The organism is Sphingopyxis sp. LC363, from assembly GCF_000756385.1.
Classification (GTDB): Bacteria; Pseudomonadota; Alphaproteobacteria; order Sphingomonadales; family Sphingomonadaceae; genus Sphingopyxis.
On sequence record NZ_JNFC01000049.1, the window covers coordinates 1 to 14,012 of the forward strand.

General features: G+C 67.7%; 14 protein-coding genes. 7 read left to right on the forward strand and 7 right to left on the reverse strand.

Annotated elements, in window-relative coordinates:
- Nucleotides 1-83: 83 nt before the first annotated feature.
- From FG95_RS16445 to FG95_RS16415, 7 genes are all read left to right on the forward strand, one after another.
- Entirely contained in the window at nucleotides 84-794 is a 711-nt protein-coding gene (locus FG95_RS16445) for a DUF4129 domain-containing protein (RefSeq protein WP_037557270.1), read from the forward strand.
- The gene (locus tag FG95_RS16440; protein ID WP_037557272.1) at nucleotides 791-2,026 is read left to right on the forward strand and encodes a DUF4350 domain-containing protein; all 1,236 of its coding nucleotides are present in this window, start codon (nucleotides 791-793) and stop codon (nucleotides 2,024-2,026) included. The genes FG95_RS16445 and FG95_RS16440 overlap by 4 nt, the downstream gene beginning before the upstream one ends.
- A gap of 97 nt (nucleotides 2,027-2,123) precedes the next feature.
- Entirely contained in the window at nucleotides 2,124-2,993 is an 870-nt protein-coding gene (locus FG95_RS16435) for an AAA family ATPase (RefSeq protein WP_409581482.1), read from the forward strand.
- Nucleotides 2,990-4,306 carry a DUF58 domain-containing protein gene (locus FG95_RS16430; RefSeq protein WP_037557274.1) on the forward strand — a complete coding sequence of 439 codons (1,317 nt, stop codon included), beginning with the start codon at nucleotides 2,990-2,992 and terminating at the stop codon, nucleotides 4,304-4,306. Before FG95_RS16435 ends, FG95_RS16430 begins: the two co-directional genes overlap by 4 nt.
- Nucleotides 4,303-5,343 (forward strand): stage II sporulation protein M, encoded by a 1,041-nt coding sequence (locus FG95_RS16425; RefSeq protein ID WP_081933214.1) that lies wholly within the window; start codon nucleotides 4,303-4,305, stop codon nucleotides 5,341-5,343. Before FG95_RS16430 ends, FG95_RS16425 begins: the two co-directional genes overlap by 4 nt.
- The gene (locus FG95_RS16420) at nucleotides 5,340-6,206 is read left to right on the forward strand and encodes an RDD family protein (protein ID WP_037557276.1); all 867 of its coding nucleotides are present in this window, start codon (nucleotides 5,340-5,342) and stop codon (nucleotides 6,204-6,206) included. The genes FG95_RS16425 and FG95_RS16420 overlap by 4 nt, the downstream gene beginning before the upstream one ends.
- The gene (locus tag FG95_RS16415; protein WP_037557277.1) at nucleotides 6,193-6,879 is read left to right on the forward strand and encodes a nitroreductase; all 687 of its coding nucleotides are present in this window, start codon (nucleotides 6,193-6,195) and stop codon (nucleotides 6,877-6,879) included. The genes FG95_RS16420 and FG95_RS16415 overlap by 14 nt, the downstream gene beginning before the upstream one ends.
- Before the next feature lie 254 nt (nucleotides 6,880-7,133).
- Here FG95_RS16415 and FG95_RS16410 read toward each other — a convergent pair whose 3' ends face one another.
- The 7 genes from FG95_RS16410 to FG95_RS16380 form a co-directional block, all read right to left on the reverse strand.
- Nucleotides 7,134-7,820 (reverse strand): nitroreductase, encoded by a 687-nt coding sequence (locus FG95_RS16410; RefSeq protein WP_037557277.1) that lies wholly within the window; start codon nucleotides 7,818-7,820, stop codon nucleotides 7,134-7,136.
- Nucleotides 7,807-8,673, reverse strand: a complete 867-nt coding sequence (locus FG95_RS16405) for an RDD family protein (protein ID WP_037557276.1) — start codon at nucleotides 8,671-8,673, stop codon at nucleotides 7,807-7,809. The genes FG95_RS16410 and FG95_RS16405 overlap by 14 nt, the downstream gene beginning before the upstream one ends.
- Nucleotides 8,670-9,710 carry a stage II sporulation protein M gene (locus FG95_RS16400; RefSeq protein WP_081933214.1) on the reverse strand — a complete coding sequence of 347 codons (1,041 nt, stop codon included), beginning with the start codon at nucleotides 9,708-9,710 and terminating at the stop codon, nucleotides 8,670-8,672. The genes FG95_RS16405 and FG95_RS16400 overlap by 4 nt, the downstream gene beginning before the upstream one ends.
- Complete coding sequence (locus FG95_RS16395) at nucleotides 9,707-11,023, reverse strand: DUF58 domain-containing protein (protein WP_037557274.1); 1,317 nt, start codon at nucleotides 11,021-11,023, stop codon at nucleotides 9,707-9,709. Before FG95_RS16395 ends, FG95_RS16400 begins: the two co-directional genes overlap by 4 nt.
- Nucleotides 11,020-11,889 (reverse strand): AAA family ATPase, encoded by an 870-nt coding sequence (locus tag FG95_RS16390; RefSeq protein WP_409581482.1) that lies wholly within the window; start codon nucleotides 11,887-11,889, stop codon nucleotides 11,020-11,022. The genes FG95_RS16395 and FG95_RS16390 overlap by 4 nt, the downstream gene beginning before the upstream one ends.
- Before the next feature lie 97 nt (nucleotides 11,890-11,986).
- A complete protein-coding gene (locus FG95_RS16385; protein ID WP_037557272.1) occupies nucleotides 11,987-13,222 on the reverse strand; it encodes a DUF4350 domain-containing protein in 1,236 nt (411 codons plus the stop codon).
- The gene (locus tag FG95_RS16380; RefSeq protein ID WP_037557270.1) at nucleotides 13,219-13,929 is read right to left on the reverse strand and encodes a DUF4129 domain-containing protein; all 711 of its coding nucleotides are present in this window, start codon (nucleotides 13,927-13,929) and stop codon (nucleotides 13,219-13,221) included. The genes FG95_RS16385 and FG95_RS16380 overlap by 4 nt, the downstream gene beginning before the upstream one ends.
- Nucleotides 13,930-14,012 lie beyond the last annotated feature (83 nt).

A 14,012-nucleotide genomic window follows, 5' to 3' on the forward strand; every position in this document is an offset into this window, starting at 1 on the left:
GCGCAAGCATCTCTTGCCTTGCGGAGCACGCTCGCGCTACCAAGATCGGCAATGAGCGAGCGGGGCGAGATCATCTTTTCAACATGATATCCATGTGGATCGCCCAGACGTCGGCCGCCGCCGACACGTCCGGCGCCGGTGGGGGTCAGGGGTGGCTGCTCGACCCCGAACTCGTCGACCCGGCTTATAGCCAGACGATCGCGGGGGGCGAGATCCAGACCGCCTTTCCGCCGCCGCCTCCACCCCCGCCGCCGACGCCGGAGTGGCTGAAGTCGCTGCTCAATGCGATCGGCAATTTCTTCGAGTGGAGCGCGCCCGCGGCGAAGCCGCTGATGTGGATCGGGATCGCGCTGATCCTGCTGTTCCTCCTTTACCATTTCGTCCCCGCCTTTGCGCGGTGGGTCGACAATCTGCGCTTTGGCCGCAAGCGCGGCGACGCGGATGCCGACGATCCTGTCGGACAGGCCGAGGCCGGCGCGGCGCGCGCACTGCTCGCCGAGGCCGATGCACTCGCCGCCGAGGGGCGCTTCGCCGAAGCGGTGCATCTACTCCTCTATCGCAGCGTCGAGGATATCGAAGGGCGCCGCCCCGGGCTTGTCAAACCCGCGATGACTTCGCGCGACCTGGCCGATGCGCACGACCTGCCGTCGGTTGCGCGCGGCGCGTTCGGCCGCATCGCGCGCGCGGTCGAAATCAGCCTGTTCGGCGGGCGATCGATCGACGCCGGGGCGTGGGAGCAATGCCGCGCGGCCTATGCCGAGCTGACGGTGCCGAAGAATTGGGCGCGCGCATGAGCGGGGCCTTCACCGACGATCATGGGTTTAACCCGCGACTGAACGCCGCGGTCGTCGCGATCGGCGTGGTCGCTTTCATCGCGCTCTGGGCGCTGATCGCGCTCGGGCCGCAGCTCAGCAGCGGCAATGACGGCGGCGGCCATGCGCTGTCGAAGGCGGCGCCGGGCTATGCCGCGATCGTTGACCTTGCCGAGCGCGCGGGCGCCGAGGTCGAACTGCGGCGGAGGGTCGAGACGGAGTCTTATGGGGAATATGAGCCGCTGCTGGTTCTGACGCCGACACACCGCACCCGCGCTCCCGAGATCGCCGAACTACTCGACGGACACCGGGCCGGCCCCGCGCTGATCATACTGCCCAAATGGCAAACGATGGCAGTGCCCGGCCAGACGCCCAAGCCCGGCTGGGTCAGCGTCGGCCTTCCGGTCAAGCCGCGCGATGCCATGCTTCCGCCCACGCATTTCGGCAAGGTTGCGATCAAGGCCGCGCCGGGCAAGGCGCAGGACGTGCAAGCGCGCCTGGCGGGACACAGCTTCACTGCCTGGCTGCCGGCCAATGTGCAGACGATTTCGGGTGACAAACTCGAAACGCTGATCGCCGCGCCGGGTGGGGGGGCGGTGCTGGCGCAGGTCGGCGACCACGATCTTTACATTCTTGCCGACCCCGACCTCATCAACAATCTAGCCTTTGCCTCGCGCGACCGGGCGGTCGGCGGCGCGATGCTGATCGACGCCATCGCCGACTATGCCGATGCCGACGGGCTCGCCTTCGACGTGACGCTCAACGGCTTCGGCGGGCAGCGTTCGCTGCTCCGCTTCGCTTTCGTCCCGCCCTTCATCGGCATCACGCTCTGCCTACTCGCGGCGGGGCTGCTCGCGCTGTGGCAGGCGTGGATGCGCTTCGGTCCGGCGTTGAAGCCCGGCCGCGCGATCCCGGTGTCGAAGGCGGCGCTGATCGCGAACAGCGCCGACCTCATCAAGCAGGCACGCCGCGAACTCGACGGTGCCGACGCTTATGTAAAGAGCCAGCGCATCGCGATCGCGCGGCGCCTGCACGCGCCCGCCGGACTCGACGGCGCCGAAACCGACGCGTGGATCGACCGGCATTTGGGGAAAGGCAGCGACCTTTTCTCGTCGCTCGCGCGGCGGCTGCCGCTCGCGCGCAACACGCATGAATTCCTTGCAGACGCGCAGGCGCTGCACGACATCAGGAAGGATCTACTCCGTGACAGCTAATCCCGTCGCCCAAAGGTTCGAAAGCGTTCAGGCGCTCGGCGCCGCGATCGAGAGCGAGGTCGCCAAGGCCGTGTTCGGGCAAGGGCCGCTCACCCGCATGGTGACGATCGCGCTGCTCGCGGGCGGCCACGTCCTGCTCGAAGGTCCGCCCGGGACCGCGAAGACGTTGCTCGCGCAGGCCTTCGCGCGCGCGACGGGGCTCGATTTCGGGCGCATCCAGTTCACCCCCGACCTGATGCCCGGCGACATTTTGGGGTCGAATCTGTTCAACTTCCAGACGTCGAGCTTCACCCTGACCAAGGGGCCGATCTTCACCGAATTGCTGCTCGCCGACGAAATCAACCGCACGCCGCCCAAGACGCAGGCGGCATTGCTCGAGGCGATGCAGGAACGGCATGTGACGATCAATGGCGAGCCGCACGCGATGAGCCCGCGTTTCACCGTGCTCGCAACGCAGAATCCGATCGAACAGCAGGGCGTCTATCCGCTTCCCGAAGCGCAGCTCGACCGCTTCCTGTTCAAGCTTGTCGTCGATTATCCCGACGCCGACGAGGAACGCCGCATCGTCGCCGACCATGGCGGGCGCTTCAAGAGCCCGGTGGTCGGCGATTTCGGGGTGACGCAGGTCGCCGATGCGAAGGCGATCGGCGACGCGATCGACACCATCGCGACGGTGCGCCTCGCCGAGGAGATCGTCGATTATGTCGTCCGCCTCGTCCGCGCGACGCGCGAGAGCGCCGACCTCGAATGCGGCGCGTCGCCGCGCGCCGCGACCCTGCTCGCGCGCGGGGCGTGCGCGGCGGCGGCGCTCGACGGGCGCGACTATGTGATCCCCGACGACGTCCAGCGCCTCGCCGCGGGCGTGCTTCGCCACCGTGTCATCCTGTCGGCGGCGGCCGAGATCGAGGGCCGCAATGTCGAACAGGTCGTTTCGGCCCTGCTCGAACGCGAAGAGGTGCCGCGTTGATCTATCCGACCCGCCGCGCGATCTATCTGCTGCTCGCGGGCGCCCCGATGGCGCTCGCGCTCGGGCTGATCCGGCCCGAGCTGTGGCTTGTCGCGCCCGGCTGGATCGGGGCGATCCTTGCCTGCCTGATCCTCGACACGATTTCGGGTGCGAATCCCCGCCATCTGACGCTCGATGCCCGCTTCCCGCATCAGGTCGGCGTTGGCGACCCGTTCGACCTGTCGCTCATCGCAAGCGGCCACAGCGTTCCGCCGCATGCCGAATTCGCGCTCGCGCTAGACGAAAGACTCGCCGAGGACGGGCGCCTCGCGGGCGATATGCGCAGGGTGGCCACGGGCGATGCACTCGTCCGCACATTATCGCTCACCGCATCGCGGCGCGGGCAGGCGCGGCTCGACGCGCTGTGGATCCGCTGGGCGGGACCGCTCGGACTCGTATGGAAACAGCGCAAGTTCGAGATCGGCGGCGCGACCCATGTCGTCCCCAGCCTGCGCGCGGTGACCGACGAGGGCAGCCGGCTGTTCCAGCGCAACAGCTGGTTCGGCCTTCGCCAGCAGCGTTTCCGCGGCGAAGGTACCGAGTTCGAGGCGCTCGCCGAATATCAGCCGGGGATGGACCGGCGCGCAATCGATTGGAACGCGTCGGCGCGCCACGTCAAATTGCTCGCCAAGGAATATCGCGTCGAGCGCGACAACCGCGTCGTGCTCGCAATCGACAGCGGGCGGACGATGGCCGAACCCGTCGGCGGCATGCCGCGCGTCGACCGCGCGGTGTCGGCGGCGCTGCTGCTCGCCTATGTCGGGCTGAAGCTCAATGACCGCATCAGCTTCTTCTCCTTTGCCGCCAAGCCGCAGGCGCTGACCCCCGCCTATATGCACACGCAGGATTTCCCGGCGCTGCAGCGCGCCGCGAGCCTGATCGACTATGCGCATGTCGAGAGCAATTTCACCCTCGCGCTGACGACGCTCAGCGCGCAGCTCAACCGTCGCTCGCTGATCATCCTCTTCACCGAATTCACCGACGCGACGAGCGCCGACCTGATGATCCGCGCAGCGGGGCGGCTCGTGCAAAAACACCGCCTGCTCTTCGTCGTGATCCGCGACGAGGAGGTCGAGAGCGAGGAGCGGCGCCGGCCCGAGACCGGCGCCGACGTGACGCGGTCGAACGTCGCCGCGGCGATGCTGCGCGACCGGCAGCTGGTGATCGCGCGGCTCCAGCGCCTCGGCGCGGATGTAATCGAAGTTCCCGCCGACGCGATGGGGGCGAGCGCGGTCGAGGCCTATCTCGGCATCAAGAGGCAGGGCAGCCTGTGATCCCGCCCGCCGCTCCAGCCCGCGTGATCGACGCGCCGAACTTCTCGACCAGCCGTTTCCGCGCCGAGCGCGAGGCCGACTGGATCGCCTTCGACCTTCTGCTCACCAAGCTCGAGAAGAAGGGTGCGAAGGCGCTGACCAGCGACGAGCTGCTCCAGCTTCCCATCCTCTATCGCGCGACGCTCTCGTCCTTGTCGATCGCGCGCGCGACGAGCCTCGACAGGGCGCTGCTCGATCATCTCGAGGCGCTGTCGATCCGCGGCTATTTCCTCGTCTATGGCGTGCGTGAAAGCCGCTGGAACCGCCTCCGCCGCTTCTTCCTCTACGACTGGCCCGCCGCGGTGCGCTCGGTGTGGAAAGAGACGCTGATCATCGCGCTCGTCATCCTGCTCGGCGCGCTGACCAGCTATTCGCTCGTCGCGAGCAACCCCGAATGGTATTTCAATTTCGTCGACGAGGAGATGTCGGGCGGCCGCGACCCGCGCGCGACCGCCGAATATCTCCAGACGACGCTCGGGCACGGCAAGGCGGCGGCGGAAAAGGGCGAAAGCGGGCTGCACGTCTTCGCGACCTATTTGTTCACGCACAACAGCCGCGTGTCGATCCTGTCCTTCGCGCTCGGCTTCGCCTTCGGCGTCCCGACGCTGATGCTCGAATATTATCAGGGGATCGGGCTCGGCGCGATGATGGCGGTCTTTTCCGCCAAGGGGCTCGGTTTCGATTTCGGCGGCTGGCTGTTCATCCACGGCACCACCGAATTGTTCGCCGCCGCCTTGTCGGGCGCCGCGGGCCTGCGGATCGGGACGGCGGTCGTCTTTCCCGGCGCGCGCGGGCGGTTGCAGGCAGCGTCGCAGGCGGGGCGAACCGCGGGCAAGGTGATGGTCGGCGTGATCCTGATGCTGTTCGCGGCCGGGCTGCTCGAAGGCTTCGGGCGCCAGCTCATCACCGACACGATGCTGCGCTATGCGACGGGCACGCTGATGCTGCTCTTCTGGCTCGCCTATTATTACATCCCGCGGCGCGAGGATGTGACGTGACCGCCGCCGCCAACGCGAAACATCGCGCCGCCAGCGCGAAGAAGATCCGCCAGTTCGTGACCCCCGAAGGCGTCGATCTGGAGCTCAAGATCGCGAGCGCGGGACTGCGCTTCGGCGCGTTGCTCGTCGATCTGCTGCTGATCCTGCTCGCGCTGTTCCTCTTTTCGCTGTTCATGCTGTGGGTCGGCCTCGCTTCGCAGTCCGACGTCACCGTCGTCGTGTGGCTGCTCGGCGCTTTCGTGCTGCGCACCTTCTGGTTCATCGGCTTCGAGCTCGGCTCGCGCGCCGCGACGCCCGGCAAACGCCTGATGGGCATCCGCGTCGTCGCGCGCGACGGCGGCCGCCTGACCGCCGACGCGGTGGTCGCACGCAATTTGATCCGCGAGCTCGAAATCTTTCTGCCGCTGATGATGCTCGGGGCCGGCGCGGCGGAGGATATGGTTTCGGGCTGGATCATGCTTGCCGGCATTCTCTGGTCGCTGACGCTCAGCCTGTTTCTGCTGTTCAACCGCGACCGGATGCGAATGGGCGATCTGATCGCGGGCACGTGGGTGGTGATGGCGCAGCGCGTCAAGCTCGACGCAGACATCGGAGTCGATGCGGCGGGCGGCGCGATGACCTTCACCGAGGCCGAACTCGCGGTCTACGGCATTTTCGAGCTGCAGGAACTGGAGCGGGTTCTACGCGGCCGCGATCCGCGCGCGATGCGCGAGGTCGCCGACGCGATCCGCGCCAAGATCGGGCGCCCGGTCGCCGAAGAGGATGACGTCTTCCTGCTTTCCTATTACCGCCAGTTGAAAGCCCGGCTCGAACGCAAGCTGCTGTTCGGCAAAAGGCGAGAGGATAAATATGCCAGCGACTGATACGAGCGTGACCGAGGCTCTCCACGCGCGCCGCTCGGTGCGTGCCTTTACCGACAGGCCGGTCGATCCGGCGCTGCTGAAGGAGATTTTCGCGGCGGCGCAGCGCGCGCCCTCGGGCGGCAATCTGCAGCCGTGGCAGGTGACGCTACTCACCGGCGAACCGTGGCAGGCGGTGAAGGATGCCGTGGCGGCGCGCATCGCGATGGGGCGCGAGGGGCATGAGCCCGAATATGATATCTATCCGCCGGCGCTGACCGAGCCCTGGACCGACCGCCGCTTCGGGGTCGGCGAGGCGCTCTACGCCTCGCTCGGCATCCCGCGCGAGGACAAGGCGGGGCGGCTCGCTCGGTTCATGGACAATTACCGGGGGTTCGGCGCACCGGTGATGCTTTTTCTCCATTGCTCGCGCATCATGGGGCCGCCGCAATGGTCGGACATGGGGATGTGGCTGCAATCGGTGATGCTGCTGCTCGTCGAACAGGGCCTCGCGAGCTGCCCGCAGGAATGCTGGGCGATGTACGGCGCGACGGTGCGCCGCACGCTCGGGCTCGACGACGGACAGATTTTGTTCACCGGGCTCGCGATCGGCTATGCCGATACCGAAGCGGCGGTGAACCGGTGGCCGGTGCCGCGCGCGCCGCTGAATGAAGTGATCGATTGGCAGGGGTTTTGAGGATGCAAATGTCCGGGTTCCGTTATGCGGCGGCAGCGACGCTGATGCTGGTCGTCGCGGGCTGCGCCGCGATCCCCCAGCCTGAGGCCCCGCCCCCCGCACCGCGGCCCGTCGCGCCCGCGCCGGCGCCGGCGCGGGCGCGACGGGCCGCGGTGCGGGGGGCGGGGCCCCAGGCTGGGGGATCGCGGCGCAGCCCGCGACGACCAGCATCAGCGTCGCTGCCGCCGCATAACGGAACCCGGACATTTGCATCCTCAAAACCCCTGCCAATCGATCACTTCATTCAGCGGCGCGCGCGGCACCGGCCACCGGTTCACCGCCGCTTCGGTATCGGCATAGCCGATCGCGAGCCCGGTGAACAAAATCTGTCCGTCGTCGAGCCCGAGCGTGCGGCGCACCGTCGCGCCGTACATCGCCCAGCATTCCTGCGGGCAGCTCGCGAGGCCCTGTTCGACGAGCAGCAGCATCACCGATTGCAGCCACATCCCCATGTCCGACCATTGCGGCGGCCCCATGATGCGCGAGCAATGGAGAAAAAGCATCACCGGTGCGCCGAACCCCCGGTAATTGTCCATGAACCGAGCGAGCCGCCCCGCCTTGTCCTCGCGCGGGATGCCGAGCGAGGCGTAGAGCGCCTCGCCGACCCCGAAGCGGCGGTCGGTCCAGGGCTCGGTCAGCGCCGGCGGATAGATATCATATTCGGGCTCATGCCCCTCGCGCCCCATCGCGATGCGCGCCGCCACGGCATCCTTCACCGCCTGCCACGGTTCGCCGGTGAGTAGCGTCACCTGCCACGGCTGCAGATTGCCGCCCGAGGGCGCGCGCTGCGCCGCCGCGAAAATCTCCTTCAGCAGCGCCGGATCGACCGGCCTGTCGGTAAAGGCACGCACCGAGCGGCGCGCGTGGAGAGCCTCGGTCACGCTCGTATCAGTCGCTGGCATATTTATCCTCTCGCCTTTTGCCGAACAGCAGCTTGCGTTCGAGCCGGGCTTTCAACTGGCGGTAATAGGAAAGCAGGAAGACGTCATCCTCTTCGGCGACCGGGCGCCCGATCTTGGCGCGGATCGCGTCGGCGACCTCGCGCATCGCGCGCGGATCGCGGCCGCGTAGAACCCGCTCCAGTTCCTGCAGCTCGAAAATGCCGTAGACCGCGAGTTCGGCCTCGGTGAAGGTCATCGCGCCGCCCGCCGCATCGACTCCGATGTCTGCGTCGAGCTTGACGCGCTGCGCCATCACCACCCACGTGCCCGCGATCAGATCGCCCATTCGCATCCGGTCGCGGTTGAACAGCAGAAACAGGCTGAGCGTCAGCGACCAGAGAATGCCGGCAAGCATGATCCAGCCCGAAACCATATCCTCCGCCGCGCCGGCCCCGAGCATCATCAGCGGCAGAAAGATTTCGAGCTCGCGGATCAAATTGCGTGCGACCACCGCGTCGGCGGTCAGGCGGCCGCCGTCGCGCGCGACGACGCGGATGCCCATCAGGCGTTTGCCGGGCGTCGCGGCGCGCGAGCCGAGCTCGAAGCCGATGAACCAGAAGGTGCGCAGCACGAAAGCGCCGAGCAGCCACACGACGACGGTGACGTCGGACTGCGAAGCGAGGCCGACCCACAGCATGAACAGCGAAAAGAGGAACAGCGCGAGCAGGATCAGCAGCAGATCGACGAGCAACGCGCCGAAGCGCAGTCCCGCGCTCGCGATCTTGAGCTCCAGATCGACGCCTTCGGGGGTCACGAACTGGCGGATCTTCTTCGCGCTGGCGGCGCGATGTTTCGCGTTGGCGGCGGCGGTCACGTCACATCCTCGCGCCGCGGGATGTAATAATAGGCGAGCCAGAAGAGCAGCATCAGCGTGCCCGTCGCATAGCGCAGCATCGTGTCGGTGATGAGCTGGCGCCCGAAGCCTTCGAGCAGCCCGGCCGCGAACAGCATCAGGATCACGCCGACCATCACCTTGCCCGCGGTTCGCCCCGCCTGCGACGCTGCCTGCAACCGCCCGCGCGCGCCGGGAAAGACGACCGCCGTCCCGATCCGCAGGCCCGCGGCGCCCGACAAGGCGGCGGCGAACAATTCGGTGGTGCCGTGGATGAACAGCCAGCCGCCGAAATCGAAACCGAGCCCCTTGGCGGAAAAGACCGCCATCATCGCGCCGAGCCCGATCCCCTGATAATATTCGAGCATCAGCGTCGGGACGCCGAAGGCGAAGCCGAGCGCGAAGGACAGGATCGACACGCGGCTGTTGTGCGTGAACAAATAGGTCGCGAAGACGTGCAGCCCGCTTTCGCCCTTTTCCGCCGCCGCCTTGCCGTGCCCGAGCGTCGTCTGGAGATATTCGGCGGTCGCGCGCGGGTCGCGGCCGCCCGACATCTCCTCGTCGACGAAATTGAAATACCATTCGGGGTTGCTCGCGACGAGCGAATAGCTGGTCAGCGCGCCGAGCAGGATGACGAGCGCGATGATCAGCGTCTCTTTCCACACCGAGCGCACCGCGGCGGGCCAGTCGTAGAGGAAGAAGCGGCGGAGGCGGTTCCAGCGGCTTTCACGCACGCCATAGACGAGGAAATAGCCGCGGATCGACAGCGCCTCGAGATGATCGAGCAGCGCCCTGTCGAGGCTCGTCGCGCGCGCGATCGACAAGGACGAGAGCGTCGCGCGATAGAGGATGGGAAGCTGGAGCAGCTCGTCGCTGGTCAGCGCCTTCGCACCCTTCTTCTCGAGCTTGGTGAGCAGAAGGTCGAAGGCGATCCAGTCGGCCTCGCGCTCGGCGCGGAAACGGCTGGTCGAGAAGTTCGGCGCGTCGATCACGCGGGCTGGAGCGGCGGGCGGGATCACAGGCTGCCCTGCCTCTTGATGCCGAGATAGGCCTCGACCGCGCTCGCCCCCATCGCGTCGGCGGGAACTTCGATTACATCCGCGCCGAGGCGCTGGAGCCGCGCGATCACCAGCTGCCGGTCGCGCAGCATCGCCGCGGCGACGTTCGACCGCGTCACGTCGGCGCCGGTCTCGGGCCGGCGCCGCTCCTCGCTCTCGACCTCCTCGTCGCGGATCACGACGAAGAGCAGGCGGTGTTTTTGCACGAGCCGCCCCGCTGCGCGGATCATCAGGTCGGCGCTCGTCGCGTCGGTGAATTCGGTGAAGAGGATGATCAGCGAGCGACGGTTGAGCTGCGCGCTGAGCGTCGTCAGCGCGAGGGTGAAATTGCTCTCGACATGCGCATAGTCGATCAGGCTCGCGGCGCGCTGCAGCGCCGGGAAATCCTGCGTGTGCATATAGGCGGGGGTCAGCGCCTGCGGCTTGGCGGCAAAGGAGAAGAAGCTGATGCGGTCATTGAGCTTCAGCCCGACATAGGCGAGCAGCAGCGCCGCCGACACCGCGCGGTCGACGCGCGGCATGCCGCCGACGGGTTCGGCCATCGTCCGCCCGCTGTCGATTGCGAGCACGACGCGGTTGTCGCGCTCGACGCGATATTCCTTGGCGAGCAATTTGACGTGGCGCGCCGACGCGTTCCAATCGATTGCGCGCCGGTCCATCCCCGGCTGATATTCGGCGAGCGCCTCGAACTCGGTACCTTCGCCGCGGAAACGCTGCTGGCGAAGGCCGAACCAGCTGTTGCGCTGGAACAGCCGGCTGCCCTCGTCGGTCACCGCGCGCAGGCTGGGGACGACATGGGTCGCGCCGCCGATCTCGAACTTGCGCTGTTTCCATACGAGTCCGAGCGGTCCCGCCCAGCGGATCCACAGCGCGTCGAGCCGCGCCTGCCCGCGCCGCGATGCGGTGAGCGATAATGTGCGGACGAGTGCATCGCCCGTGGCCACCCTGCGCATATCGCCCGCGAGGCGCCCGTCCTCGGCGAGTCTTTCGTCTAGCGCGAGCGCGAATTCGGCATGCGGCGGAACGCTGTGGCCGCTTGCGATGAGCGACAGGTCGAACGGGTCGCCAACGCCGACCTGATGCGGGAAGCGGGCATCGAGCGTCAGATGGCGGGGATTCGCACCCGAAATCGTGTCGAGGATCAGGCAGGCAAGGATCGCCCCGATCCAGCCGGGCGCGACAAGCCACAGCTCGGGCCGGATCAGCCCGAGCGCGAGCGCCATCGGGGCGCCCGCGAGCAGCAGATAGATCGCGCGGCGGGTCGGATAGATCAACGCGGCACCTCTTCGCGTTCGAGCAGGGCCGAAACGACCTGTTCGACATTGCGGCCCTCGATCTCGGCCGCCGCCGACAGGATGACACGGTGGCGAAGCACGCCCGCGGCGAGGCGCTGGACGTCGTCGGGGATCACATAGTCGCGCCCGTCGAGCGCCGCCGCCGCGCACGCCCCGCGCGCGAGCAGGGTCGCGGCGCGCGGCGACGCGCCGCATTCGAGGTCGGCGCTCTCGCGCGTCGCGCGGACGAGGCGGACGACATAATCGACGATCTCCTCGGCGAGGCGCACCGTCGCGATGGTGTCGATCGCGTCGCCGATCGCCTTCGCATCGGCGACCTGCGTCACCCCGAAATCGCCGACCACCGGGCTCTTGAAGCGCCCGCCATGGTCGGCGACGATGCGGCGTTCCTCGTCGGCGTCGGGATAATCGACGACAAGCTTGAACAGGAAGCGGTCGAGCTGCGCTTCGGGAAGCGGATAGACGCCCTGCTGTTCGATCGGATTCTGCGTTGCGAGCACGGTGAAACGCGGGCTCATCGCGTGCGGCTCGCCATTGATCGTCACATGCCGTTCCTGCATCGCCTCGAGCAATGCCGCCTGCGTCTTGGGCGGCGTGCGGTTGATTTCGTCGGCGAGCAGCAATTCGGTGAAGATCGGCCCCTTGGTCAGGGTGAAGCTCGACGTCTGGAAGTTGAACAGATTCGACCCCAAAATGTCGCCGGGCATCAGGTCGGGGGTGAACTGGATGCGCCCGAAATCGAGCCCCGTCGCGCGCGCGAAGGCCTGCGCGAGCAACGTCTTCGCGGTCCCGGGCGGACCTTCGAGCAGGACGTGGCCGCCCGCGAGCAGCGCGATCGTCACCATGCGGGTGAGCGGCCCTTGCCCGAACACGGCCTTGGCGACCTCGCTCTCGATCGCGGCGCCGAGCGCCTGAACGCTTTCGAACCTTTGGGCGACGGGATTAGCTGTCACGGAGTAGATCCTTCCTGATGTCGTGCAGCGCCTGCGCGTCTGCAAGGAATTCATGCGTGTTGCGCGCGAGCGGCAGCCGCCGCGCGAGCGACGAGAAAAGGTCGCTGCCTTTCCCCAAATGCCGGTCGATCCACGCGTCGGTTTCGGCGCCGTCGAGTCCGGCGGGCGCGTGCAGGCGCCGCGCGATCGCGATGCGCTGGCTCTTTACATAAGCGTCGGCACCGTCGAGTTCGCGGCGTGCCTGCTTGATGAGGTCGGCGCTGTTCGCGATCAGCGCCGCCTTCGACACCGGGATCGCGCGGCCGGGCTTCAACGCCGGACCGAAGCGCATCCACGCCTGCCACAGCGCGAGCAGCCCCGCCGCGAGTAGGCAGAGCGTGATGCCGATGAAGGGCGGGACGAAAGCGAAGCGGAGCAGCGAACGCTGCCCGCCGAAGCCGTTGAGCGTCACGTCGAAGGCGAGCCCGTCGGCATCGGCATAGTCGGCGATGGCGTCGATCAGCATCGCGCCGCCGACCGCCCGGTCGCGCGAGGCAAAGGCTAGATTGTTGATGAGGTCGGGGTCGGCAAGAATGTAAAGATCGTGGTCGCCGACCTGCGCCAGCACCGCCCCCCCACCCGGCGCGGCGATCAGCGTTTCGAGTTTGTCACCCGAAATCGTCTGCACATTGGCCGGCAGCCAGGCAGTGAAGCTGTGTCCCGCCAGGCGCGCTTGCACGTCCTGCGCCTTGCCCGGCGCGGCCTTGATCGCAACCTTGCCGAAATGCGTGGGCGGAAGCATGGCATCGCGCGGCTTGACCGGAAGGCCGACGCTGACCCAGCCGGGCTTGGGCGTCTGGCCGGGCACTGCCATCGTTTGCCATTTGGGCAGTATGATCAGCGCGGGGCCGGCCCGGTGTCCGTCGAGTAGTTCGGCGATCTCGGGAGCGCGGGTGCGGTGTGTCGGCGTCAGAACCAGCAGCGGCTCATATTCCCCATAAGACTCCGTCTCGACCCTCCGCCGCAGTTCGACCTCGGCGCCCGCGCGCTCGGCAAGGTCAACGATCGCGGCATAGCCCGGCGCCGCCTTCGACAGCGCATGGCCGCCGCCGTCATTGCCGCTGCTGAGCTGCGGCCCGAGCGCGATCAGCGCCCAGAGCGCGATGAAAGCGACCACGCCGATCGCGACGACCGCGGCGTTCAGTCGCGGGTTAAACCCATGATCGTCGGTGAAGGCCCCGCTCATGCGCGCGCCCAATTCTTCGGCACCGTCAGCTCGGCATAGGCCGCGCGGCATTGCTCCCACGCCCCGGCGTCGATCGATCGCCCGCCGAACAGGCTGATTTCGACCGCGCGCGCGATGCGGCCGAACGCGCCGCGCGCAACCGACGGCAGGTCGTGCGCATCGGCCAGGTCGCGCGAAGTCATCGCGGGTTTGACAAGCCCGGGGCGGCGCCCTTCGATATCCTCGACGCTGCGATAGAGGAGTAGATGCACCGCTTCGGCGAAGCGCCCCTCGGCGGCGAGTGCATCGGCCTCGGCGAGCAGTGCGCGCGCCGCGCCGGCCTCGGCCTGTCCGACAGGATCGTCGGCATCCGCGTCGCCGCGCTTGCGGCCAAAGCGCAGATTGTCGACCCACCGCGCAAAGGCGGGGACGAAATGGTAAAGGAGGAACAGCAGGATCAGCGCGATCCCGATCCACATCAGCGGCTTCGCCGCGGGCGCGCTCCACTCGAAGAAATTGCCGATCGCATTGAGCAGCGACTTCAGCCACTCCGGCGTCGGCGGCGGGGGTGGAGGCGGCGGCGGAAAGGCGGTCTGGATCTCGCCCCCCGCGATCGTCTGGCTATAAGCCGGGTCGACGAGTTCGGGGTCGAGCAGCCACCCCTGACCCCCACCGGCGCCGGACGTGTCGGCGGCGGCCGACGTCTGGGCGATCCACATGGATATCATGTTGAAAAGATGATCTCGCCCCGCTCGCTCATTGCCGATCTTGGTAGCGCGAGCGTGCTCCGCAAGGCAAGAGATGCTTGCGC